This window comes from Duganella sp. CT11-25, from assembly GCF_047302815.1.
GTDB lineage: Bacteria > Pseudomonadota > Gammaproteobacteria > Burkholderiales > Burkholderiaceae_D > Rugamonas.
Genome location: NZ_JBKBFD010000001.1, coordinates 1658204 through 1683846 on the forward strand (window position 1 = coordinate 1658204; position 25643 = coordinate 1683846).

Annotated in this window: 18 protein-coding genes; 9 read left to right on the top strand and 9 right to left on the bottom strand. The window is 64.9% G+C overall.

Annotated elements, in window-relative coordinates:
• Positions 1–18: 18 nt before the first annotated feature.
• Positions 19–1140, bottom strand: a complete 1122-nt coding sequence (locus ACEN9F_RS06770) for an endo-1,4-beta-xylanase (protein ID WP_413419102.1) — start codon at positions 1138–1140, stop codon at positions 19–21.
• 90 nt (positions 1141–1230) lie between these two features.
• On the opposite strand from ACEN9F_RS06770, the gene ACEN9F_RS06775 reads away from it, so the two are divergent.
• The 7 genes from ACEN9F_RS06775 (at position 1231) to ACEN9F_RS06805 (ending at position 14306) form a co-directional block, all read left to right on the top strand.
• Complete coding sequence (locus ACEN9F_RS06775; RefSeq protein ID WP_413419104.1) at positions 1231–3378, top strand: alpha-glucuronidase family glycosyl hydrolase; 2148 nt, start codon at positions 1231–1233, stop codon at positions 3376–3378.
• Positions 3379–3496: 118 nt separating this feature from the next.
• Positions 3497–6547, top strand: a complete 3051-nt coding sequence (locus ACEN9F_RS06780; RefSeq protein WP_413419106.1) for a TonB-dependent receptor — start codon at positions 3497–3499, stop codon at positions 6545–6547.
• A gap of 183 nt (positions 6548–6730) precedes the next feature.
• Positions 6731–7774: a LacI family DNA-binding transcriptional regulator gene (locus tag ACEN9F_RS06785; protein ID WP_413419108.1), complete on the top strand. Its 1044-nt coding sequence runs from the start codon at positions 6731–6733 to the stop codon at positions 7772–7774.
• Positions 7775–7809: 35 nt separating this feature from the next.
• Positions 7810–9330 carry a carboxylesterase/lipase family protein gene (locus ACEN9F_RS06790; protein ID WP_413419110.1) on the top strand — a complete coding sequence of 507 codons (1521 nt, stop codon included), beginning with the start codon at positions 7810–7812 and terminating at the stop codon, positions 9328–9330.
• A 98-nt stretch (positions 9331–9428) separates the two neighbouring features.
• Complete coding sequence (locus ACEN9F_RS06795) at positions 9429–11789, top strand: M1 family metallopeptidase (RefSeq protein WP_413419112.1); 2361 nt, start codon at positions 9429–9431, stop codon at positions 11787–11789.
• On the top strand, positions 11786–12280 hold the full coding sequence (locus tag ACEN9F_RS06800) for a DUF6702 family protein (protein ID WP_413419114.1): 495 nt from the start codon (positions 11786–11788) through the stop codon (positions 12278–12280). The genes ACEN9F_RS06795 and ACEN9F_RS06800 overlap by 4 nt, the downstream gene beginning before the upstream one ends.
• Positions 12222–14306, top strand: coding sequence for a TonB-dependent receptor (locus tag ACEN9F_RS06805; RefSeq protein WP_413419116.1), 2085 nt, complete (start codon positions 12222–12224; stop codon positions 14304–14306). Before ACEN9F_RS06800 ends, ACEN9F_RS06805 begins: the two co-directional genes overlap by 59 nt.
• On the opposite strand, the gene ACEN9F_RS06810 is transcribed toward ACEN9F_RS06805, so the two are convergent.
• From ACEN9F_RS06810 to ACEN9F_RS06825, 4 genes are all read right to left on the bottom strand, one after another.
• A complete protein-coding gene (locus tag ACEN9F_RS06810) occupies positions 14303–15325 on the bottom strand; it encodes an aldo/keto reductase (protein WP_413419118.1) in 1023 nt (340 codons plus the stop codon). The genes ACEN9F_RS06805 and ACEN9F_RS06810 overlap by 4 nt on opposite strands.
• Positions 15326–15412: 87 nt before the next feature.
• On the bottom strand, positions 15413–17116 hold the full coding sequence (locus ACEN9F_RS06815) for a methyl-accepting chemotaxis protein (RefSeq protein WP_413419120.1): 1704 nt from the start codon (positions 17114–17116) through the stop codon (positions 15413–15415).
• Between the two features lie 146 nt (positions 17117–17262).
• Complete coding sequence (locus ACEN9F_RS06820; RefSeq protein WP_413419122.1) at positions 17263–18855, bottom strand: rhodanese-related sulfurtransferase; 1593 nt, start codon at positions 18853–18855, stop codon at positions 17263–17265.
• Complete coding sequence (locus ACEN9F_RS06825; RefSeq protein ID WP_413419124.1) at positions 18852–19421, bottom strand: cysteine dioxygenase; 570 nt, start codon at positions 19419–19421, stop codon at positions 18852–18854. The genes ACEN9F_RS06820 and ACEN9F_RS06825 overlap by 4 nt, the downstream gene beginning before the upstream one ends.
• A gap of 142 nt (positions 19422–19563) precedes the next feature.
• On the opposite strand from ACEN9F_RS06825, the gene ACEN9F_RS06830 reads away from it, so the two are divergent.
• Positions 19564–20511: an aliphatic sulfonate ABC transporter substrate-binding protein gene (locus ACEN9F_RS06830; protein WP_413419126.1), complete on the top strand. Its 948-nt coding sequence runs from the start codon at positions 19564–19566 to the stop codon at positions 20509–20511.
• Positions 20512–20515: 4 nt separating this feature from the next.
• On the opposite strand, the gene ACEN9F_RS06835 is transcribed toward ACEN9F_RS06830, so the two are convergent.
• From ACEN9F_RS06835 to ACEN9F_RS06845, 3 genes are read right to left on the bottom strand one after another with little or no spacing between them, the layout of a single operon-like run.
• On the bottom strand, positions 20516–21310 hold the full coding sequence (locus ACEN9F_RS06835) for a phosphate/phosphite/phosphonate ABC transporter substrate-binding protein (RefSeq protein ID WP_413419128.1): 795 nt from the start codon (positions 21308–21310) through the stop codon (positions 20516–20518).
• Positions 21311–21313: 3 nt separating this feature from the next.
• A complete protein-coding gene (locus ACEN9F_RS06840) occupies positions 21314–22264 on the bottom strand; it encodes a fatty acid desaturase (protein ID WP_413419130.1) in 951 nt (316 codons plus the stop codon).
• A 10-nt stretch (positions 22265–22274) separates the two neighbouring features.
• Positions 22275–24536: a TonB-dependent receptor gene (locus ACEN9F_RS06845; RefSeq protein WP_413419132.1), complete on the bottom strand. Its 2262-nt coding sequence runs from the start codon at positions 24534–24536 to the stop codon at positions 22275–22277.
• Between the two features lie 157 nt (positions 24537–24693).
• Between ACEN9F_RS06845 and ACEN9F_RS06850 the strand changes: the two genes are divergently transcribed.
• On the top strand, positions 24694–24894 hold the full coding sequence (locus tag ACEN9F_RS06850) for a hypothetical protein (protein WP_413419134.1): 201 nt from the start codon (positions 24694–24696) through the stop codon (positions 24892–24894).
• Here the strand turns inward: ACEN9F_RS06850 and ACEN9F_RS06855 are convergent.
• Positions 24891–25634, bottom strand: coding sequence for a Crp/Fnr family transcriptional regulator (locus ACEN9F_RS06855; RefSeq protein WP_413419136.1), 744 nt, complete (start codon positions 25632–25634; stop codon positions 24891–24893). The genes ACEN9F_RS06850 and ACEN9F_RS06855 overlap by 4 nt on opposite strands.
• Positions 25635–25643: the final 9 nt, after the last annotated feature.

Genomic DNA, 25643 nt, shown 5'->3' on the forward strand with positions numbered 1-25643 from the left:
CGGGCAAGCCGCCGCGGGTCAGGCCCGTGGCGGCATCGCCTTGATGGCGTCGGCGATGGCGGTACGCAGCGGCTTGGCGTGCAACTCGTTGTCGAACGGCGTCGGCCGCATCTTCAGGCCGTCCAGGCGCGGCGCCTCGTCCCAGCCTATCAGCCAGCTGGCATTGTCGGCCATGCCCCACATCAGGAAGTCGCGGCAGCCCGGGTAGCTGAAAGTCACGTCCAGGTAGTCCTTGGCCAGCTCCGCCACGCCGGCGTCGCGCACGGCGATATCGCCCGGCAGCTTGCGGTCGTTGACGTCGAACTCCGTGATCAGCAGGTCCAGGCCCATTGCAGTGACTTCGTCGAGGAACTTGCGCCACTCCTGCTGGTGTTTCGCGCCCTGCGTGCTGCTGACTTCATCCCATGAGCCGATATGGCTTTGCAGTCCCAGCGCATGCACCGGCGCGCCGCGCGATTTCAGGTCGTGCAGCAGTTTCAGCACGCCGGCGCGATGCTTGGCGCTGCCCTCGTCGGCGCGCATGTAGTCGTTGTAGACCAGTTGCGCATGCGGCGCATACTCCTTCGCCAGCCGGAACGACAGGTCGATCTGCTCCAGCGCGCCCAGGCGCTCTGTGAAGACATTCGCGCGCAGGCCGCCGGTGGCCGGATCGACCGCCTCGTTGACCACGTCGTAACTGTGGATATCCTTGCCGAAGTGGCCACACACGGCCGCCGTATGCTTGCGCAGCAGCTGCTCCGCCGCCCGCGCCGGCTGCGCGCCAAAATCATACTCATTGACCCACTTCGGCAGCCACTTGGCGGTCTGCCAGATCAGGTTATGGCCGCGTATCAGCATGCCCTGCTGTTTCGCCCACGCGTACATCTCGTCGGCGGGTGCGAAGTTGTACTGTCCCTGGCGCGGCTCCAGCGCCTGCCACTTGCCCTCGTTCTCCGCCACCAGCATATTGCACTCGCGCGCCATCAGCGCGCGGTAGGCCGGATCGCGGAATTTGCCGCCGCCGATGGCGTTGCCAACGTTCAGGCCTTTGCGCTTGCCCAGCGCTTTCAGGGACTCCGGCGTATCCGCCGCGGCAAAACCATTCAAGGGCAGCAGGCCGGCGGCCAGCATCGATAAAGCGCTACGGCGGGAAATCGTCATTGTTACACTCCAAGTGGAAAATGTTCGCTAACATCGTGTCATAATAAAAAAGGTAACGCAACCATAAATTATCAAAGTAATGGAGACAGAATGCGCATTTTCCTCACCACCGCACTGGCGACCGTGCTGCTGTCGCTCGTCATGCCGATGCAGGCATCGGCCGCCGACGAAGACGGCTACGACCTGTGGCTGCGCTACCGGCCGTTGGAACACGCCGCGCAAGCGCGCCTGCAGGCGCAAGCCCGCAGCATCGTCCTGACCGGAGCGCCCTCGCCCACCACGCAGGCGGCCGTCGGCGAACTGCAAAGAGGCCTGGCCGGCATGCTGGGCCGCGCGCCCGCGCAATCGGCCAGGCTGGCGGACAACGCCCTGGTGCTGGCGACGCCGGCCTCGCTGCCGGAGCTGGCCGCCGCTTCGTCGCCGCTGCGCGCGGAACTGGCCGCGCTGGGCGGCGAAGGCTACCTGCTGCGCCGCACGCGCCTGCAAGGCCACAACGTCACGCTGATCGCCGCCAACAGCGACGTCGGCCTGCTGTATGGCGCCTATGCCTGGCTGCGCGCAGCAACCACCGGCGCCGCGCCGGAAGCCTCGTCCGCGCCCAAGCTGCAACTGCGCGTGCTCAATCACTGGGATAACCTGGACCGTACCGTGGAACGCGGCTACTCGGGCCAGTCGATCTGGGACTGGTGGGCGCTGCCCGACATCAAGGACCGCCGCTATACCGATTACGCGCGCGCCAACGCCTCGCTGGGCATCAACGGCACGGTCCTCAACAACGTCAATTCCAAGCCGGAAGTGCTGACCGCACCCTTCATCGCCAAGGCCGCCGCCGTGGCCGACGTGCTGCGCCCTTATGGCATCAAGGTCTACCTGTCGGCGCGCTTCTCGACGCCGCTGGAACTGCGTGAAACATCCACCGCCGATCCGCTCGATCCCGCCGTGCGCGCCTGGTGGCAGCGCAAGGCCGACGAGGTCTACAAGGCTATTCCGGATTTCGGCGGCTTCCTGGTCAAGGCCAATTCGGAGGGCCAGCCCGGCCCGCAGGACTATCACCGCACCCACGCCGACGGCGCCAACATGCTGGCCGCCGCCGTCGCGCCGCACAAGGGCATCGTGATGTGGCGCGCCTTCGTCTACGCCCATGGCGCCGATCCGGCCACCGACCGCGCCAAGCAGGCCTGGGACGAGTTCAAGCCGCTGGACGGAACCTTCGCCGCCAACGTGCTGGTGCAGGTCAAGAACGGCGCCATCGACTTCCAGCCGCGCGAGCCGTTCCATCCGCTGTTCGGCGCCATGCCGAAGACGCCGTTGATGATGGAATTCCAGATCACCAAGGAGTACCTCGGCTTCTCGACCGACATGGCCTACCTGGGCACGATGTTTGAAGAGACGCTGCAAAGCGACACCAAGACCGCGCCGCAAGGCGCGACGGTTGCGAAAACGCTGAGCGGCATGGCGGGCGTGGCCAACATCGGCAGCGACCGTAACTGGACCGGCTCGCACTTCGACCAGGCCAACTGGTACGCCTACGGCCGCATGGCCTGGAACCCGCAGGCATCGGCGCGCGCCGTGGCCACCGAATGGGCCGCGCAGACATTCAGCCCGGACCCGCGCGTGGTCGCGCCGGTGGTCGACATGATGATGATGTCGCGTGAAACGGTGGTCGACTACATGACGCCGCTGGGCCTGCACCACATGATGGGCACCAGCCACCATCACGGCCCGGCGCCGTGGGTCGACAACCTGGAGCGGCCGGACTGGAACCCGGTCTACTACCATCGCGCCGACCGCAACGGCATCGGTTTCGACCGCACCGCCGGCGGCACCAACGCGCTGGCGCAGTACGCGCCGGAGATCGCGCGCCAGTACGCCGACCCGCACACCACGCCGCAGCAGTACCTGCTGTGGTTCCATCACCTGCCATGGGATTACCAGATGCCGTCCGGCCGCACCTTGTGGGCCGAACTGTTGGGCCGATACGACAAAGGCGTCGCCGATGCAAAAGATTTGCATGCGCGCTGGGCGGCCTTGAAGCCGATGATCGATGCGCAGCGCTACGCAGAAACCGAAGCGCGGCTGACACGCCAGATCGCCAACGCCGTGCTATGGCGCGATGCCTGCATCGCGTATTTCCAGTCCGTTTCGGGCTTGCCGCTGCCACCCGGCGTCAAGCCGCCGGCATTGCCGCTGGAGAAATACAAAGCGCTGCACTACCCGTACGCACCCGGACGAGGATGAAAAAACCCGTTTGACTTGCCTTATCGCTAGTTCTACACTCAAATGGTTGCGTTAACATTGAATGTTACTCATTGTTAAACGCAACCTAAAAATATTAAAAACTAGAGGAGATACTACGATGAAGCATACTCAGCACGCGAGGGCTGGACGGTTCCTGTTCGGCCTGACGGCGATGGCCAGCCTGGTTTCGCAGGCATACGCGCAGCAGGCGCCGGCCGAACCGATCACGCAGATCCAGGTCACCGGCTTCCGCGCCAGTCTTGAAACCTCGGCCCGCGACAAGCGCGAAGCCGTCGGTTTCCAGGATTCGGTCTTCGCCGAAGACCTGGGCAAGTTCCCGGACACGAATATCGCCGAATCCCTGAACCGCATTCCCGGCATCCAGATCTCGCGCGAGATCGACGGCGAAGGCCTGAACATCCAGATCCGCGGCCTGGGCACCAGCTTCACCAAGATACTCCTCAACGGCGCGCCGGTCGCCGTGGCCTCCACCGGCCGCACCGACAACCAGAACACCAACCGCGAGGTCGACCTGGACATGCTGCCGACCGACTTGTTCCGCAAGCTCACCGTCAGCAAGAGCCCTACCGCCTCGATGATCGAAGGCGGCGCGGCCGGCGTGGTCGACATGCGCACCGCGCGCGCTTTCGACAACGAAGGCCGCCACGTCTCGCTGAACCTGACCGGCATGAAGAACACCGTGGCCGACAAATGGGGCAATCGCGGCTCCCTCCTGGCCAGCCAGACCTTCGGCAAGGAGTTCGGCGTACTGGCCGGCTTCGCGTGGGCGCGGACCGAAGCCCGCACCACCGGCTTCGAAACCATCGGCTGGACCAACGCCAACCTGTCGGCGGCGCAGAGCAACTCCACCACCCGCAACAACACCGGCGGCGGCAACTGGACCATTCCCACCGTCGTCCCCGCCAACGCCGGCAACGGCCTGGTGCCGGGCACCGTGGTCGACCAGGCCTTCCTGCTGGCGCACAACCCGGGCCTGACCATCACCCAGATCGACAACGCGATCATCCCGCGCCTGGGCCGCCGGATGGACGAATCGGGCACCAAGGACAAGTACACCGGCGTGTTCAGCTTCGAGTACCGTCCGGCGCAGTCGCTGCGCTTCTACACCGACACCATGTACAGCAAGAAGAACAACGACCTGCGCCGCATCGACATGAACTGGGTCGGTCGCAACGGCGCCATGATCCCGCTGAACATGACGGTCGACGGCAGCTGCGAAAACGGCTGCACCGCCACCGGCGGCACCTTCGCCAACGCCCAGCACTTCCTGGAATACCGCCCGTACATCGAGGACGTCAAGCTGTGGGGCGTCAACCCCGGCGTCGAATGGGACATCGGCGACAAGTGGAAAATGGATGCGCAGGCCAACCTGACGCGCTCCACCTTCCACCGCCAGTCGCCGACCGTGCTGGTGATCACGCCGGCCAGCTCGGGCGACACCGTCACCTACGACAATACCGGCAACGGCACGCCGAACATCAGCTCCAGCGTGGACCTGAACAATCCGGCCAACTTCGGCTGGCCGGGCGGCCGCGTCAACCAGCAGGAAGAGTTCCGCAATACCGAGACCAAGGGCTTCAAGAGCAACCTGACCTGGGGCGACAAGTCCTTCAACATCAAGACCGGTATCGCCTACGACGACATCTCGCGCAATATCCGCGCACGCGACAACTCGGGCGCATGGCAGGCCGCCGTCTGCGGCAATAATCCCAACGTCTGGGTGGCGGGCCCCAACAGCGGCGGCGTCCCTGGCTGCAACGGCGCCAACGCACCGGGCAGCGCGGCGGCGGTCTACCCTGGCTTCGGCACCGGCTACACCGCCGGCCGCACCGATACGCTGACCTTCCTCGGTTCGCTGATCCCGTCCAGCAAGCTGGCCAACTACCTGAGCCCAGGCCCGTCGGGCTTCATCACCGTCGACTGGGACAAATTCGCCAAGGACTCCAACTACGGCGTCTACCAGTCGACCGCGCCGGACGTCAGCGCCTCCAACACCTCGGCCGCCGCCGGCTTCATCGGCGAGAAGACCAAGGGCTTCTACGTCGAGACCAACGGCGAAGCTGAACCGATGGGCATGAAGCTGCGCTACAACGCCGGCGTGCGCTATGTGCGCACCGACCAGACCGTGGGCGGCTTCGTCTCGGTGGCCGATCCGCGCAATGCGACGCTGACGCTCAACGGCAGCAAGTATCCGAACATCGACAACATCTTCTACTTGAACACCCAGTACAGCAACACGCTGCCTTCGGCCAGCGCCTCGCTGAACCTGACCAAGGACCTGGTGGCGCGCGCCTCGGTATCGCGCACCATGACGCGCGCCAATCCGGACGGCATGCGTCCAGGCACCTCGTTCACGTCGCCGTCGGCGGACGTCGGCACCATCGGCAATCCATCGCTGACGCCGTACATCTCGGACAACGTCGACCTGGGACTGGAGTGGTACACCGGCCGCGAAGGCTATGTCAGCGCAACCATTTTCCAGAAATCGATCAACGGCTTCACCACGCAGGAAAATGTGACGATGCCGTTCAGCGACCTGGCCGCGCAGGGCATCAGCTACGCCAACCTGACCGCCACCCAGCAGCAGGCGATCAATTCGCGCGGCGGTCCCGACGCCGCCACCGTGGTGATGCAGCGCTCCCGCAACGCTTCGGGCAAGCTGAATATCAAGGGACTGGAGCTGGGCTGGGTGCAGCCGCTGGACAAGTGGCTGCCGTCGATGCTGCGCGGTTTCGGCTTCAGCGAAAGCGCCACCTTCACCAACCAGCGCGCATCGGGCGAAGGCTCGAAGGGCTTTATCGCGCTGGGCGTGCCGAAGAAAACCAACAGCTTCACGGCCTACTACCAGCAGCACGGCTACAGCCTGCGCCTGTCGCACAGCTATTCGGACGGCAGCCAGGTCGCCACCGCCAACCAGAACGGCATCACCGCCGCCGCGCTGTTCGTCGATCCGTACAAGCAGCTGGACCTGTCGTCCAGCGTCGACCTGGACACGGTATTCGACCGCGACGGCTGGCCGACGCTGACCTTCGACATCGTCAACCTGAACCGCAACTCGCAACGTACGTACTTCCAGTTCTCGAACGCCACGTTCACGGAGTACACGCCTGGTCGTACCTTCAGCCTGGGCCTGCGCGCCAAGTTCTAAGTTTCAGGCTCTAAAAGTCCCGCCGGCCCTGGCTTTACCGCCCCGGCCGGCGGGCGCTTGTGGTAAAGTCTGACGCTGAACATAGCTTCATTTTTTTATTCGAGGTTACCAAGGCAGATGACAAGAAATAAGGTGAAACCGGAGCCCGTGCCGGCGGTTGAAGTCCGCTCGCAGGCGCCTACCATGTCCGACGTGGCAAAACTGGCCGGCGTCTCGCCGATGACGGTGTCGCGCGTGATGAACGGCGACACCAACGTCCGCGAAAAGACCCGCAACCGCGTCGACGCGGCAGTCGCCGCCCTCAACTACGTACCCAACCAGGCCGCCCGGCGCCTTGCCGGCTCGCGGCCTATTCGCGTCGGTTTTTTGTATAGCAATCCGAGCGCGGGCTACCTGAGCGAATTCCTGGTCGGCCTGCTGAACCAGGCCAGCCCGAACAACGTCCAGCTGGTGGTCGAGAAGTGCGAGGCCGACGAGCATGGCGTCGAGCAGGCGCGGCGCCTGATCGCCAACGGCGTGGACGGCATCATCCTGCCCCCGCCGCTGTGCGACACGCGCGCCCTGATCGACCTGATCGCCGCCTCCGGCACGCCGGCCGTGACCGTCGCCTGCGGCCAGCCCGACGCCCGCGTCAGCGGCGTCAGCATCGACGACTATCTGGCCGCGCACGCGATGACCTGCCACTTGATCTCGCTGGGCCACCAGCGCATCGGCTTCGTCATCGGCCATCCGAACCAGAGCGCCAGCGCGCGCCGCCTGGCCGGCTTCCAGGCCGCCATCGCCGAGAAGAACGTGCAGAAGTCGCCGGAGCTGATCGTGCAAGGCATGTTCACCTACCGTTCCGGCCTGGATGCGGCGGAGACCCTGCTGGGACTGGAGCAGCGCCCCACCGCCATCTTCGCCAGCAACGACGACATGGCGGCCGCCGTGGTGGCGATCGCCCACCGCCTGGGCCTGGACGTGCCGGGCGACCTGACCGTGGCCGGCTTCGATGACACCGCGCTGGCGACCACCATCTGGCCCGAGCTGACCACTGTGCGCCAGCCGATCACCGAGATGGCGGAGGCCGCGGTACAGTTCCTGGTGCACCAGATCCGCGCCCGCCGCAACGGCGCGCCCGAGTCGCCCGAGCACCAGGTGATGAAGCACGCCCTGATACGCCGCCAGTCCGACGCCGCCCCGCGCCTGCGGCCCTCGGCCAAGATCTCCGGCAAGCAGCGCCCTTAAGTCTTTCAACCTCCCCCACCGACCTGGCAGACGATATGAAAAAATTCCATGTGCTGTTGATTGCTGCAAACGTTTTCACCTTTAACGCCTTTGCAGCAGCCAGCGCGCCGCGCGCCACCACCGCCACCGGCGTGGTGGAAGGCACATTGGAAGCATCGGGCGTCAAGTCGTACAAGGGCATACCGTTCGCCGCGCCGCCGGTCGGCGATCTGCGCTGGAAGGCGCCGCAGCCGGCCCGGAAATGGAAAGGCGTGCGCAAGGCCGACCACTTCGGGCCGCGCGCGATGCAGCTGCCGCTGTTCAGCGACATGGTGTTCCGCTCCGACGGCGTCAGCGAGGATTGCCTGTACCTGAACGTCTGGACGCCCGCCAAATCGGCCAGGGACAAGCTGCCGGTGCTGGTCTACTTCTACGGCGGCGGTTTCGCCGCCGGCGACGGCTCCGAGCCGCGCTACGACGGCGAGAGCATGGCCGCCAAGGGCGTCGTCACGCTGACCGTCAACTACCGCCTCAACGTGTTCGGTTTCATGGCCCACCCGGAACTGACCAAGGAGTCCCCGCACCACGCCTCCGGCAACTACGGCCTGATGGACCAGGCGGCGGCGCTGCAATGGGTGAGGAAGAATATCGCGGCCTTCGGCGGCGATCCGTCGCGCGTGACCATCGCCGGCGAATCGGCCGGTTCGTTCTCGGTCAGCGCGCAAATGATCAATCCGATGGCCAAGGGCCTGATCGCCGGCGCCATCGGCGAGAGCGGCTCGCTGCTCGGCCTGATGTCGCCGCCGCCGTTGGAGATGGCCGAGAAGATCGGCGCCAAGTTCGCGGAATCGGCCGGCGCGCCGACGCTGGCGGCGCTGCGCGCCCTGCCCGCCCAGCAGCTGCTGGATGAGACCAAAAAACCCGGCGCATGGTTCTTTGCGATACAGGACGGCTACGTGCTGCCGCGTTCACCGGTGGCGATGTACGCCGCCGGCGAGCAGGCGCGCGTGCCGCTGCTGGCGGGCTGGAATTCGCAGGAAGGCCACTACAAGCAGATCCTCGGCGAGAGCGAGCCGACCGCCGGGAACTTCACCGCCGCACTGCAAAAACTCTACGGCGACCAGGCCGCCGCCGCGCAGCAAGCCTACAGCGGCGACGTGGCGCTGGCCGCGACCGAGCTGGCCAGCGACCGCTTTATCGGCTACGGCACCTGGAAATGGCTGGACAGCCATGCGCGCACCAGCGGCAAGCCGGTGTATCGCTATTACTACACCCGTCCACGTCCGGACCAGACCGGCGCCGGCCACTCGGTCGAGATCGAGTACGCGCTGGGCAACCTGCCGGGTAATAAAGTGTATTCATGGACCGCCGACGACCACGCGCTGTCGGCCCAGATGCAGAGCTACTTCGTCAACTTCATCAAGACCGGAAACCCCAACGGCGCGGGCCTGCCGGAGTGGCCGCAAGCCAGCGCCGGCGCGGGATCCCGCCTGATACACCTGGATGTCCCGTCGGCCGCGATGACCGCTACCGACGACGCCCACCAGCAGTTCCAGGAGACCCAGGCCAAGCCCTGATCCAGCCTTGCGCGCTGGTTTGTATTTTATTGTATCCGCAGGTAATCCTTTGAAAACCTGCTATACAATTTAGCCTCTTTCATCAGGATACAAACTCTATGCGCAAGTCTATCGGCTTCCTGGCCCTTTGCTTCACTGTGTCCGCCTACGCGGCGGAACCCTTTGATGACAAGTTCCGCCAACTGGATGAGATTCTCCCCACCGCCAACACCTACCGCACCGCCTCCGGCGCCCCCGGCGCCGCTTACTGGCAGCAGCGCGCGGACTACCAGATCCGCGCCACGCTGGACGAAGCCAGGCGCGCCATCACCGGCAGCGAGCAAATCACCTATCACAACAACTCGCCGGACACGCTGAACTACCTGTGGGTTCAGCTGGACCAGAACATCTACAAGAAAGACTCGGATGCGCGCATGATGTTGACCCAGCCTTCGCGCGAAGCCTGGGCCAAGCCGCCTACGCCGGAAGACGGCTACAAATTCGAAGGCATGCGCGGCATCCTCGCCGGCCGAGAATTCGACGGCGGCTTCAAGATCGCCACCGTGGCCGCCGGCGGCCAGCCGCTGAAGCATGTCGTCAACCGCACCATGATGCGCATCGACCTGCCGGCGCCCCTCAAGCCGGGCCAGACCTTCGCCTTCAATATCGACTGGTCCTACAACATCAACGAGCAAAAGGTGCTGGGTGGCCGTTCCGGCTACGAGCATTTTGACGACGACAAGAACGACCTGTTCGAGATCGCCCAATGGTTCCCGCGCATGGCGGCCTACTACGACGTGACCGGCTGGCAGCACAAGCAGTTCCTGGGTTCGGGCGAATTCACGCTGGAATTCGGCGACTACGATGTGCAGCTGACCGTCCCGGCCGACCACGTGGTGGCGTCCACCGGCGAACTGCAAAACGCGAACGAGGTACTGAGCGCCGCCCAGCGCGACCGCCTGGCCAAGGCGAAGACCGCCACCGCGCCGGTCGTCATCGTGACGCAGGCGGAAGCCGAAGCGGCCGAGAAGTCGGTCAGCAAGGCGTCGAAGACCTGGCACTTCAAGGCCGCCAACGTGCGCGATTTCGCCTGGGCGTCCAGCCGCAAGTTCATCTGGGACGCGCAAGGCTTCAAGAAGGATTCCACCGACGTGATGGCGATGTCCTACTATCCGAAGGAAGGCAATCCGCTGTGGGGAAAGTACAGCACACAGGCCATCATCCACACCATCGACCAGTACAACAAGTACAGCTTCGACTATCCGTATCCGACCGCGATCTCGGTCAACGGCCCGGTCGGCGGCATGGAGTATCCGATGATCTCGTTCAACGGCCCGCGTCCGTCCAAGGACAAGAAGACCGGCGCGCTAACCTGGTCGCAGCAGACCAAGTATGGCCTGATCGGCGTCATCATCCACGAGGTGGGCCACAACTACTATCCGATGATCATCAACTCGGACGAGCGCCAGTGGACCTGGATGGACGAGGGCCTGAACACCTTCGTGCAGTACCTGGCCGAGCAGGCATGGGAACAAGACTACCCGTCGCGCCGCGGCGAACCGCGCAACATCGTCGACTACATGCGCAGCCAGAACCAGGTGCCGATCATGACCAACTCGGAGTCGGTGATCCAGTTCGGGAACAACGCCTACGCCAAGCCGGCCACCGCGCTCAACATCCTGCGCGAGACCATCCTGGGCCGCGAGCTGTTCGACTACGCCTTCCGCGAATACGGCCAGCGCTGGAAGTTCAAGCGCCCTACCCCGGCCGACTTCTTCCGCACCATGGAAGACGCTTCGGGTACCGACCTTGACTGGTTCTGGCGCGGCTGGTTCTACACCACCGACCCGGTCGACATCAGCATCGACGGCATCAGCGAATACGGCGTGAGCACCAAGGATCCCGAAAAGGAAAAGGCCTGGAAAAAAGCGCAGAAGGATGCGCAGCCGATTTCGGTTTCCGAGCAGCGCAACAAGGACCTGCCCAAGCGCCTGGATGCGCATCCGGAGCTGAAGGACTTCTACAACGACCACGACGAGTTCACCGTCACCAACAAGGACCGCAACAGCTACAACGAAGCGATCGACAAGCTGGAGCCGTGGGAGAAAAAGCTGCTGGACCAGGGCAAGCACCTGTACCTGGTGGACTTCTCCAACGTCGGCGGGCTGGTGATGCCGCTGATCCTGGAGATTGAGCTCAAGAGCGGCAAGAAGTACATCGAGCGCATTCCGGCCGAAGTATGGCGCTACTCGTCGAAGAAGATCACCAAGTTGATCGTCACCGACGAGCCTATGGTGGGCCTGGTCCAGGACCCGTACTGGGAAACCGCCGACATCGACACCAGCAACAACGCCTGGCCGCGCAAGGTCACGAAATCCCGCGTGGAGCTGTTCAAGACCGAGCGCGATAAAAACAACCTGATGCGCGACTTCCAGACGCCGCTGAAGGCCAAGGGCAGCAAGGACGCGTCGTCGGAATGATGCTGAACCGCCTGCGCCTGGTCGTGGTAACCGTGCTGGCCCTGGCCGGCACGGCGGCGCATGCCCACAATTTTCACATGGGCATAGCCGACATCAGCTACAACGAGCGCACCGGCAGCACCGAGATCGTGCACACCTACACGGCGCACGATCTCGCCACGCTGCTGACCAATCTCTACGGCCGCCAGTTCGATCTCGGCCAGCCGGAAAGCGAAGCGCCGCTGCGCCGCTACGTGGAAAAGCAGTTCTACCTGGATGGCCCGGACAGGCAGCGCCTGCGCCTCAACTGGGTCGGCGTCAAGGCCGATGCCGACAGCGTCGTCATCCTGCAGGAAATCGAGCATGTAAAACTGGCGAAAGGCACCCGTATCCACAACGCTTTGCTGATAGACTTCCTGCCATCTCAAAAGAACACCGTGAACCTGCAATCCGATGGCCCTGTCCAGACTCTCCTCTTCGATCAAAGCAGCATCGATCAAACCACCCGTTAAATACTTCCTGCTGCTGGCGATGGGCAGCGCCCACGCCGACGACCAGATCCTGCAAAGGATCCTGGTGGATGGCTCGCGCTCCAACCAGCTGGGCGTGGCCGATGCCGCCAGCGCCGGCAGCGTGACGCAGGAGCAGCTGGCCGCGCGCAACGTCTACCGTCCCGCCGAGATACTGGAAGCGGCGCCCGGCCTGATCGTCAGCCAGCATAGCGGCGAAGGCAAGGCCAACCAGTTCTACCTGCGCGGCTTCAACCTCGATCACGGCACCGACCTGCGCACCAGCGTCGACGACATGCCGGTCAACCAGCGCAGCCACGCGCACGGCCAGGGCTGGACCGACCTGAATTTCATGATCCCCGAACTGGCGGTGCGGCTGGATTATAAAAAAGGCCCCTACTCCGCCGAGGAAGGCGACTTCGCCTCGGCCGGCACGGCGTCGGTGGTGTACGCCAACCGCCTGCTGCAAGGCGTCGCCAGCGTCTCGGCGGGACAGAACGGCTACGGCCGCGCGCTGCTGGCCGACTCGGTCGATGCCGGCATCGGCAACCGGAGCGGCAGCCTGCTGTACGCGCTGGAAGTGCTGCACAACGACGGCCCGTTCACCCATCCCGACGACTACCAGAAGCTGAACGCGGTGCTGCGCTACAGCGAAGGCTATGCCAACAACGGCTTCAACCTCAGCCTGATGGTCTATCGCGCCGACTGGAACTCGACCGACCAGATCCCGCTGCGCGCCGTGCAGGACGGCCAGATCGGCCGCAACGACGCCATCGACCCGACCGACGGCGGCAAGTCGCACCGCTACAGCCTGTCCGGCGCTTGGCGCCGCACCGACGACGACAGCGCTTCCAGGATCAACGCCTACATCATCGCCAACCAGCTGGACCTGTACTCCAACTTCACGTATTTCATGGACGATCCGGTGCATGGCGACCAATTCGCGCAGCCGGACAAGCGCGTCACCAGCGGCCTGAATGCAAGCCACAGCTGGCACCATCACACGGACACCGGCAACAGCGAAACCACGATCGGCCTGCAACTGCAGAACGACAATATCTTCAACGGCCTGTATAACACGCAGGCACGCAAGCGCCTGTCGGCCACGCGCGAGGACCACATCGTCGAATCCAGCGCGGGCCTGTATGTCGAGAACAGCACGCGCTGGAACGCCGCCTTCCGCACCGTGGCCGGCGCCCGCATCGACAGCTACCATTTCGACGTGCAAAGCGGCCTCGCCGCCAACAGCGGCGGCGCCAGCGACCACCTGGCCAGCCCCAGCCTGAGCCTGATCTACGGCCCGTGGCAAACGGCCGAACTGTACGCCAACATCGGCAACGGCTTCCACAGCAACGATGCGCGCGGCGCCACCATCAGTATCGATCCGAAGACCGGCGACGCGGCCAACAAGGTGTCGCCGCTGGTGCGTTCGCGCGGCATGGAGCTGGGCGCGCGCACGGCATGGCTGCCGGGACTGCAAACCTCGCTGTCGCTGTACCGGCTGGATTTCGATTCGGAGCTGACCTACGCCGGCGACGCCGGCACCACCGAAGCCGGTCCGCCGAGCCGCCGCTACGGCGTGGAGCTTTCCAATTACTACAAGCCTTTGAAATGGCTGTCGATCGACCTGGACCTGGCCTATGCCCGCGCGCGTTCGCGCGGCGATGTCGAGCAAGGCAGCTACATCCCCGGCGCCATCGAAGGCACCGGCCAGCTGGCGCTGACGGTGGATAACGGCGGTCCGTATTCCGCCTCGCTCAAGCTGCGCTACTTCGGACCGCGCCCGCTGATCGAGGACAACAGCGTGCGCTCCAAGTCCAGCATGACGCTGAACGGCCGCCTGGGGTGGAAGATCAAAAAAGGCCTCACGCTGGAGCTGGAGGCCTTCAACATCGCCAACCGCCGCGATTCGGCGATCGACTACTATTACGCCTCGCAGCTGAAGGGAGAAACGAACGCCGTCGCCGACGTCCACTTCCACCCCATCGAATCGCGCTCGCTGCGGGCAACGCTGATCAAGAACTTTTAAGCGCGCTCGTTCAGCATCGGGAAGCCGCGCTGGTGCCATACCGGATAAGCCGGCGACACGTCGCTGGCCGCTTCCAGCAGCGCATTCTGCTCAGCCGTCAGCGACCAGCCGGTCGCGCCGATATTCTCGATCAGCTGCGCCTCGTCGCGCGCGCCGATGATGACGCTGGAGATGGTCTTCTTCCCCAGCAGCCAGTTGAGCGCCACCTGCGGAATCGATTTCCCGGTCTGCTGCGCCACCACGTCCAGCGCCTCGACAATCCGGAACAGGCGCTCCTCCTCGAAATGCGGGCCGGTGCCGGCGATGTCGTGGGCGCGCGTGCCCGGCTTGGCTGGTTGGCCACGGCGGATCTTGCCGGTCAGCTTGCCCCAGCCCAGCGGACTCCAGACCATCGCCCCCACGCCCTGGTCCTCCCCCAGCGGCATCAGCTCCCATTCATAATCGCGGTTCAGCAGCGAGTAGTAGATCTGGTGCGCGACATGGCGCGGATAGCCGTAGCGGTCCGAGACCGCCAATGACTTCATCAAATGCCAGCCGGAGAAGTTGGAGCCGCCGATGTAGCGCACCTTGCCGGAACGGACCAGTTGATCCAGCGTGGCCAGCGTCTCTTCGACCGGCGTATTGTGGTCCTGGCCGTGCAGCTGCAGCAGGTCGATATGCTCGACCTCCAGCCGTTGCAGGCACTGGTCGACAGCGTCGATCAAATGCTGGCGCGAGGAGCCGAAATCGTTGGCGCCCTGGCCGGTGGGGAAAGTGACTTTGGTGGAGATCAGCAAGCGGTTGCGCTTGCCCTTGATGGCCTGGCCGAGGATTTTCTCCGCCAGGCCGTCCGAATAGACATCGGCGGTGTCGAACATCGACACGCCATGTTCGAGGCAGACGTCGATCAGCCGCGAGGCGCCGCCTGCATCGGTGCTGCCCCAGGCTTTGAAGAAGTCGTTGCCGCCCCCAAAAGTACCGGTGCCGAAACTGAGTTCCGGCACGCGCAGGCCGGACTTGCCAAGACGATTGTGATTCATTGCTACCCTCCAGAACGTGAAGCGTGCCACAGCGGCGTCGCACGCTGGTTCTGGATTGTAGCCCGGACTAGCAATCCGCGCAGGACGTCAGAACTCTTCCCATTCGTTGCTGGAGGTCGCGGCCGCGCTGGCCTTGACCTTCTGCGGCGCCGGCTTGGCGGCCGGCTTGGCGCGCGGCGCCTTCGGCAGCACGGCGACCGATGCGCTGCGGGCGACAGGACGCGGCGGCGGCGCATACACCGCCTGCGAGGCATTGATCTTGAAGGCGCTGACCGCGCGTTCCAGCGTATCGGCCTGCTCGCGCATGGTCTGCGCGGCGGCGGCGGTCTCCTCCACCAACGCGGAATTCTGCTGCGTGGTCTCATCCATCTGCGTCACCGCGCGATGGACTTGGGCGATGCCGTCGTTCTGCTCCTGCGTCGCGGCGCTGATCTCGCCGACGATGTCGGTCACTTGCTTGATGCTTGAAACCACCTCGTGCATGGTCGAACCGGCCTGCTCCACCAGCTTGGTGCCCGAGCCGACTTTCTCGACCGAGTCGTCGATCAGCGCCTTGATCTCCTTGGCCGCAGCGGCCGAACGTTGCGCCAGGTTGCGTACCTCGGTCGCCACGACCGCGAAACCGCGTCCCTGCTCGCCCGCGCGCGCCGCTTCAACCGCCGCGTTCAGCGCCAGGATATTGGTCTGGAAGGCGATGCCGTCGATGACCGAAATGATGTCGACGATCTTGCGCGACGATTCGTTGATCGACCCCATCGTCACCACCACCTGCTCCACCACCGTGCCGCCCTGCGCCGCCACGTCCGATGCCGAGCGGGCCAGCTGGTTGGCCTGGCGCGCGTTGTCGGCGTTCTGGCCGACGGTCGACGTCAGTTGCTCCATGCTGGCGGCGGTTTGCTCCAGCGCCGCCGCTTGCGACGAGGTGCGCTGCGACAGGTCGCCGGTACCGGCGGCGATCTGCTGCGAGGCCGCGCCGACGGCGCTGGTGGACGCGCGCACGGTCTCGATCACGCCGGCGATCTGCTCCAGCAGCTTGTTGAAGGCGACCGCGGTATGGCCGATTTCGTCCATGCGCTCGATCTTGATCTGATGCGTCAGGTCCAGCGACTGGCTCACATCTTCCAGCGTGCTGCGGATCGACGCCAGGCTGCCCTTGATGACGACGTACAGCTGCCACGCCAGCGCGCCGGTGACCAGCACGCCCAGGATCACCACGCTCACCAGCAGGCGGAAGGCGAAGCTGTAGGCTGCCATGCTTTCGTCGCGGACATCGTTGATCAGCTTATTGTTATAGGCGATATGGTCGTCGAAGCTCTTCTTGACGGCCGCCGCCGACAGCGCCAGCGGCGTACCGGCCAGCAGCGTCGCGCGCACCGCATCCATGTCGCCGGCATGGGCGCCGGCCAGGAAAGGAATCAGCGCCTGGCGGTAAGCCGCCATGCCCGCCTTGTCCGCCTCCAGCATCTTGCGGTCGGTGTCGTCGAAGATGCGCTCTTTTTCGTAGGTCGCGATGACCTCGTCGAATTTGGCGTGGGCGTCGTTATAGGCCTTGTCCAGCGCCGTCTTGTCGGTCAGGTTGGAGAACACCGACAGGCGGTAGCCGGCCAGGCGGCTGGCGTCCATGTAGTTCTTGGCCAGGTTCAGGCCCGCGATGCTCGGGATCAAACGGGTCTGCACCATGTCCAGGCGCTGCTGCGCGCGGGACAACTGGGTCAAACCGGTAATGCCTACAAATATCAGCGCCAGCAACGCTAACGACAGGGTCAAGATCAAGCGCTTGGTAATCGTCATGGTGACTTTTCTCATGGAAGTGATGGAGGAATCTGCTGTCTGCGCAGCGTCGATCCAGTATAGCGGATCAGTATTACCGCAAAATAACTATGAGGAAATTTATGCTGCGTCGCAACCAAAATGCAACGCATGCATGTCGCAACCATTCAAATCACCCGGAAACCGTGCGTGCCGTCGCGTCCCAGCTGCGCCACCAGCCCGAATTCCCAGTCCAGGTAGGCCTGCATCGCCTCGGCCCGATTGTCGGTGCCCTCGTATGGCCGGCGATAGCGATCTATCAACGGCGAGGCCAGTCGCGTCGCGCCGGATTCCACCGGCAGCCCGGCCGCCGCCCATGCCGACGTGCCGCCGTCGAGCACCACCACCGGCAGCTGGGTCAGCGCGCGCAGATCGGCGGCCGCATAGCGCGCCAATAGGCCGCCGCCGCAGGTGAGCACATAGCGCTGCACGCCTTTCGGCAGTTGCGTCAGCGCCTGCTTCAAGTCGGAACGCAGCATAAACCACGCTTCGGGAATGTGACGTTTCTGATAATTGACGCCGGAGCTGAAGTCCAGCACCGCTGTGCTCTCGGTACTATCACGTAGCCATTGCGACAAAGTCGCGGCATCGATCTCGTCGACCGGCGCGTGCGGCGGCAGCTCCGCAGCCCAGGCGCCGGTGACGTGGAAGTCGGACGGCTGCAGGCCATCGACCACGGACACTTCGTGATTCATCTGCCGCAGCCAGTGCGCCGTCAGGTTGGCGCGCACGCCGTCGTCGTCGGCCAGCACGATGCGGGCGCCGCGCACCGGCGCGAACTGTTCGGTTTCCTGCACCAGTTGGCCGCCGGGCGCGGAGCGGAAGTTCGGCAGCCGGCCATCCCTGAACTCGGCGGGGCTGCGCACATCGAAGAAGTAAGTGCTGCGGGTGGCATCGGCGTGCAGCGCGTCCAGCGCCGCGTGATCGATGCGCAGAACGCCGGCATGGTCGGCCAACGCCCTGGCATCCTGCGCCGCTTGCAGGCGGTTGGCCTCCGACGCCGGCGGGTAGCTGCGCGACTGGCCGTGTTCCAGCTTTTGCTGTGCCAGGGTCCAGCCGATGGTGCCGTTGCGCAGCGCGGCAACCTGGTTCGGCACGCCGGCGTTGATCAGCGACTGCGTGCCGATGATGCTGCGCGTACGGCCGGCGCAGTTGACGATGATGCGCGTGGCCGGATCGGGCGCCAGTTCGCGCGCGCGCAACGCCAGTTCGGCGCCGGGCACGCTGACGCTGCCGGGGATACTCATGGTGTGGTACTCATCGTAGCGGCGCGCGTCGAGGATGACGATGTCGTCGCCGCCGTCGATCAGCGCCTGCACCTCCGGCGCCGACAGCGACGGCGTGTGGCACTCGGCCTCCACCAGTTCGCCGAAGGCCTTGCTGGGCACATTCACATCGCGGAACAGTTCACCGCCGGCGGCACGCCAGCCTTCGATGCCGTCCTCCAGCAGCGAGATATCGGCATAGCCCAGCTGGTGCAGGCGTTCGGCGGCGGCCTGCGCCAGGCCCTCGCCGCCGTCGAGCACCACGATGGGCACGTCGCGGCGCGGCAGCTTGGTGTACGCATCAAGCTCGATGCGGCCGAACGGGAAGTTGGCGGCGAACAGCGGGTGCTCCTGCGCGTGCGGATCTTCTTCACGCACGTCGAGCAAGGCGATCTCGCGGCGGGCCAGCAGCGCATCGCGCACCTGCTGGAAGCTTCGGGTAGGGAAAATAGTCATGTCGGTGCGGCATAGCCGGAACGGAAGGGTTTGACAGCGCCGTCCACGGTGTAGACGCTGCGGTCCACCGCGCCGATGTCGGCGCCGTAGACGTGGATGCCGATCGAGACGCGATCGTCATATGCATTGAAAACCTGGTGGATATCGCCCAGCGATGGCGACACAGCCGTCACCGCGCCGGTGTCCAGCCGCTGCGGCTCGCCCTCTTTCTCCAGCGAGCCGTCGGCGTGGCGGCGGTAGCCCTGCGATATCTCGGCGCCGCGCAGCAGGCCGATCAAGCCCCATACGGTGTGGTCGTGGATCGGCGTGGACTGGCCGGGGCCCCAGACGAAACTCACCACCGAGAAGCGCGCGGCGGGGTCGCGGTACAGCAGGTACTGGCGGTAGTACTGCGGGTCCGGCTGCGCGGCTTGCGGCGGCAGCCAGTCGTCGTGCGCGACCAGCTCGCGCAGCAGCGCCGATCCCCGGGAGACGATCTGCTGTTCGTCCTGGCCCAGCAACTGCTCCACGGCGTCGACAAAGCCACGTAATCTGGGTGGCAGGCTGCTCTTTTGTAGTTGGCTCATTTGTCCTCCTGGGCGCCTAGATTACCACGCAGCGCACCGGGTTTGCATATCCGATTCCGCTATATTCAAACGCGAAAGGATTCGTTCCAATGGCCGGGAAAAGCGCCATACAATCGGACGATTTTACCCATTCGGAGCTGCCATGCCCAACCTGCGTCGCCTTATCCTGCTGTCCCTGCTGTCCGCCTTGCCGCTGGCGGCGATCGCGCAAAAACCGGCCTCCACGCTGCGCATCGGCTATCAGAAATCATCCACGCTGCTGACCGTTCTCAAGCTGCGCGGCCAGCTGGAGCAGGACCTGGCGCCGCTGGGCGTCAAGATCAGCTGGCACGAATTCTCCAGCGGCCTGCCGCTGCTGGAGGCGCTCAATGTCGGCGGCGTCGATCTCAGCGCGGACGTGGCGGACACCGTGCCCGTGTTTGCGCAGGCGGCCGGCGCGCAACTGACCTACTTCGCACAGGAGGCGCCGTCGCCGTCGGCGCAAGCCATCGTGGTGCGCGCCGATGCGCCCTATAAAACAGTGGCGGATCTGAAGGGGAAGAAGATCGCCGTCACCAAGGCCGCCGGCAGCCACTACCTGCTGATCGCCGCGCTGGACAAGGCGGGCCTGCGCTTCAAGGATATCGAAGCGGCCTACCTGACGCCGGCCGACGGCCGCGCCGCCTTCGAGCGCGGCAGCGTCGCCGCCTGGGTGACCTGGGATCCGTTCCTGGCCGGCGTGCAGCGCCAGTCCGACATCCGCATCCTGGCCGACGGCCGCAACATCGCCGACTACCAGCGCTACTACCTGGCCTCCAGCGCCTACGCGGCCGCGCGGCCGGACGTGCTGGCCGTGGTCTTCGAGGCGCTCAGCAAAACCGGCAAATGGGTCAAGCAATCGCCGAAGGAAGCGGCTGAGCTGCTGGCGCCGGCCTGGGGCCTGGATGCGAAGACGGTGGAACTGGCCAACAGCCGACGCAGCTACGATGTGCGGCCGGTGCTGAAGGACGCGCTGGGCGAGCAGCAGAAGATCGCCGATGCCTTCTTCGGCGAAGGCCTGCTGCCGCGCAAGCTGGACGCGACCGCCGTGCCGCTGTGGCGCAAGAACTAGACGTTCAAGCCAGCACGGGATAGCCGGCCGCGCGCGCCTCGGTCTCCAGCAGCATGATGCGGCTGTAGTCGGCGTCGCTGGTCTGCCTGAAGGCGCTGATGCGCAAGGCCCGCATGCGCTCGGCGAGCTGCGGCGCGGGACTCATCAATGCCCGGCGCAGGCGCGCCAGCAATTCCGGCGGTGCCTCGCGGCCCGCGACCAGCGGCAATCCCGGCGAAGGCGCCGAATGCTGCAACACCGCCAGTCCGTCCAGGCTGGCGGGATCCTCTTCCTTGATATAGCCGTAGGTGACGCAGTCGATGGCAGCCATATCGGCCTCGCCGTCGCGCACCAGGCCCAGGCTGGCCGCATGGCTGCCGGACCAGACAATCTTCTCGAAGAACTTGCCATCGCGCGCCAGCGGCGCAACCGCGTGGCGCAGCGCATTCATGCCGCTGTTGGAATGCGCGTCATTGACCGCTGCGATGCTCCCGCGCGCATCGGCCAGGCTGGCGATACCGCCGCCGGAACGCGCCACGATGACGCTCGAATAATCGCTGCCCGCGCAGCCGGGAAAATCAAAGCATGGCGTGGCGACCAGCGTCACGCGGTCGCGCAGCAGCGTCATGTAGGGATAGCCGCAGGTCTGGGCCAGCAGCATGTCGGGTCGCTGCCAAAACGCCGGCAATGGCGGCGAGCGCACCAGTTCAGCCTCCACATGCAGATCCAGTTCATCCAGCAGCGCGCCAAGCAGCTCCTCCCAAGCCTGCCGCAGGCGCGGTGAGAGGTTATACATCGGCAGCGCGATTTTCCAGGTCATGGTCTATTCAGGCATATGCGGGTGCACCGGCGCGTCTATCGGACGGAAACCGAAGCGGCGCATCAGCTCCCCGTAGCCTCCGACATGAAAGCCTCCGCTGCGCGAATTGTACGACTGCCTGCGCGCCTGGTAGACACGCGGCAGCAGATACCACGGCAAGGATGGCAGGTCGTGATGCACCAGATGCAGGTTATTGTTCAGGAACAGCAGGCGGAATACAAACCCCGCCTCATTCAGCACTATACGCTGTTTGTGGTCCGGCGCCGGACGATGTTCGTAATAGGAACGCACCATCGCCAGCGACTGTGCCGGATACGAGATCGCCAGCAAATAGTAGGCGGGCGACATGCCGAATGCCGAGCGTACCCACCACAGCAGCGCCGCCAGCAGGGCGAAATGGCCGAGCCACATGGGTACATGCCGCCATTCTCCCCGCAACGGCTGACGCAGCGCCTCGCCCCACGCGCCGGCGACCGAGATCGCGGGACCGACCAGCAGCCGTCCCCAGAAGGTCTTGTTGAACCAGTAGAGCGCCCGCAGCGGCTTGCCCATGCCGGCCCAGGTGGCGGGCGAGACATAGTAGCTCTCGGTATCGAGCGCCGGCATCGTCAGGTGGAAATCGTTGTGATGCCGCAGATGGCTGTCGCGGTACAGCCCGTACGGGTACCAGATCGCCAGCGGCGCATAGCCGAACAGGCGATTCACCCATGCCCACCGCGTCGGATGGCCGTGTATCAGTTCGTGTTGCAGCGACATATACCACGCACACCACCAGATCATCAGCAGCGTAGCGCCGACAACGCCGATCTGGCGCCAGCACGCCAGCGTCAGTAACCAGCCGCCGTAGATCACGGCGATCAGCAGCCAGGTCGGCCATTCGCCAAGCCACCGCAGCCGCCCGCGCTCGACGGCGATTTCCTCCCGCTGCCGCGGATCGACGTACTCCGAGCTCATGGCGGCGCGCTCAGAAGCGCGCCTTGACGCGCAAGCCCACCGTGCGCGGACGCACCATGTAGCGGATATCTCCCGGCTGGATGGCGATGGTATTCGGCGTGACGTCGCTGACCTTGGCGCCGTCGGTCAGGTTGGTGCCGAACAGGCCGAATTCATACGCGCCGGTCTTGTAGACTGCCGTGGCGTTGACCGTGTTCGACGACGGAATCTCGGCATAGCCGCCCTGCGCCGGCGCGAAATTGGTGTAGGCGTTGCTGCGGTAGGCGTAGCTGGCGAACAGCCCTATTTCGTCCGTTCCCCGTACCGGAATGCTGTAGCTGGCCGTCGCCGTGGCGGCGATGCGCGGCGCGTATGGCACGCGGCTGCCCTCCGGGATGTTCTGCGCGGCGATGCCGGTCACCACGGTGCGCGCGGCATAGGCATGGTTGTAGGCGCCGCTCAACCCTATCGACGCGCGGCGCGTCAGCTTGACGGCGGTTTCCACCTCGATGCCCTCGCTGCGGATCTTGCCGGCGTTCTGCGTGAAGTAATAGGTGCATGGCAGGCGGTTGAATACCTGGACGTTCTTCCAATCGATCAGGTAGACGTTGGCGTTCAAAGTCACGCGGCGGTCGAACAGCGTGTTCTTGGAGCCGACCTCGTAGTTCCACAAGCTGTCGGGCGCGAAGGTGGACGGCGCGTTGATGCCGCAGAAGTTGAACGGCACCGGCTGGTTGTTGCCGCCATAGCGGAAGCCCTTGCCTACCGACGCATACAGCGTGCGGTCCGGATCGACGCGGTACGCCGCCGCAAAGCGCGGATTGGCGCCGCGCGAGGTGGCGCTGCTGTTGCTGACCTCCGGCTGGCCGACCGGCGCCGTCGGCGTGGCGCCGACCAGGTTGCCGAACAAGCCCGTAAAGCGCAGGTCGAAATCCTGCGTGCCCCGGAACAGCCGCACGCCGGCGGTCAGGTCCAGCTTGTCCCATACGGTGTACGTACCCTCGGCGAACAGCGCGGCCTGGCGCGACTTGGTGTTCTGCTGGCCGGAGAAAAAATCATCGGGATTGAACGCCAGCTCATTGGTCTGCGAGTTATAGCCGGGGAAGTTGCGCGTCTCCGCATAGCGCGCGTCAAAGCCCTCGGTCGGCTCGTCCTGTCTGGTATCGCGCTTGCCGCTTTCAAAGAAAGCGCCGGCAGTCCACTTGAACGGCCCCTCGCCCCTGGAGTTGACGCGAAACTCCTGCGCGAAGTCCTGCACCGCATTGCCGATCGTGTAGGCGGCCTTCATCAGCGGATCCTTGCCGCCGAAGATGAAGGCGGTGGCCGGATACTGGGCCGAGGTCACGTACAGCGTGTCACGGTGCAGATAGGAGGTCGACGACACCAGCTGCGCGCCGCCGAGATCATAGGCGACGCCCAGGTTATACAGCTGCAGCTTGTCGTTGCTGGTTTGCGGTATCAGCGCGAAGGTGGTAAACGGCGCCAGCCCCGCATACGCATCGTTGATGCCGCCCTTGATGTTGGAAGCGGTGACGCTGGCGTCCACCACCAGATCGCGCGAGGCGCGCAAACGCACGGCGGCCCGCGCCTGGTTGGTCGATACCGCGTTGGTCGTGGCGCCGTTCACCTGGTTGCGGATGTAGCCCGAATCGTTGCCGGTATAGGCGGTCAGCCGCAGGCCCAACAAATCGGCCTTCAGCGGCAGGTTGACCATGCCGCGCAGATTATGATTGGCGCCGCCGAAGCCGGACGTGTTGGAGCCCACTGCCTCCACCGTGCCGAACAAATCGGCCAGCTCCGGCTTTTGCGTGATCTGGCGCACCGCGCCGGACATGGCGCCGGCGCCGAACAGCGTGCCCTGCGGACCTTGCAGCACTTCGACACGCTCCAGGTCCAGCACCTTGAGATCGGGATTGGATGATTTCAGCGTGACCGGCATGTCGTCGATATACACCGCCACCAGCGACGAGTCCTGCACCTCGGACGGCACGATGCCGCGCACGACCAGGCCACGCATGGTGATGTTGTTGACGCCCGGCCCCTGCTCCTGCACCGACATGGCCGGCACCAGGTTGGCGATATCGCTGAGATTACCTTGTCCGTAGCGGGTCAGGCTGTCCGGCTTCAGCACGGTAATGGCGGCGGGAACCTGCTGCACATCGACCGCGCTGGCGGAACGGGTGGCGGTCACTTCGACCCGCTCGATCTGACTGGACTCCGGCTGCTGCGCGTGCGCCGCCGCGATCGCGCCGGCCGACAGCGCCGCCAGCGCTTGCAATACATGCTTCCCCATCTGCTATCCCTGGACTAGTGGCTGCTTTGTAAAAAAGTATAAGGATGGGGACGGATAGGGAAAACGAATATAAACACGCTTGTTTATGAGAATTTCGCTTACCCCTTAGGTGAGGCAGCGTACAGCCGTGGCCAGTGCGGGGGCGCAGAATGCAGTCATGGATACTTCATACGCCACACAAAAGAAACCGCACCCCGCCGCCTATGCGCTGCATCGGCAGATGATCGCCGTGCAGCGGACCATGTCGGCCGCCACTGTGGCCGAGTCGGAGCGGGCGTCGAGGTGGGCGCATGCCTGGTACATGCTGGTGCAGCGCAAGCTGGACGACATCCAGCAAGCGCCCAGGTACTTGCATTAGGAATGGGAGTAGCAGCTGCCGGCGCGGCGTTCCATGCCGCCGCGGTCGATCACGGTGACAATGCCGCGACGGTATTCGATCAAGCCTTCCTCCTGCAGCTTACCGGCGCAGCAGGTGATGCTCTCGCGGCGCACGCCCAGCATGTTGGCGATCATCTCCTGCGTGACCTTCAATTCGTTGGACAGCGAACGGTCCAGGCGTTCCAGCAGCCAGCGGCACAGGCGCTGCTCGATGCTGCCGTGACGGACGCCGGCCACCGTCTGCGCCAGCTGTGCAAACAGCGCGCTGGTGTGGCGCATCAGTTGCTGGGCCAGTGCGCCGCCGCCGAAGAAGGCTTCGCGCAGCACCGAGGCCTTGATGCGGTAGCCGTAGCCGGCGGTCTGCACCACTGCCGAGCAGTTGGCGCGCTCGGTCTCGTACATCGAGACGCCGACCACACCTTCGCGGCCGACCACCGCGATCTCCGCGGCGCCGCCGTCCTCGGTGACGTATTGCAGAGAGACGATGGCGTTGGTCGGGAAGTAGGCGTATTCCATTTTGTCGCCGAAGTCGAACAAGTGCTTGCCCGCTTCCAGCGGCACCAGGTCCAGGTGCACGAACAGGCTGACCAGCTCCTCACGCGACAATGCGCGCAGCAGCTCGTTTTGCTGGGCGCCGGTCAGGCTGATGACGGGCGCGGCGACCGGTGGCATCGAACGCAGGACGTTGGCGGATACGGTGGTCTGGTTAGCTGGGTACATGGCGGGCCT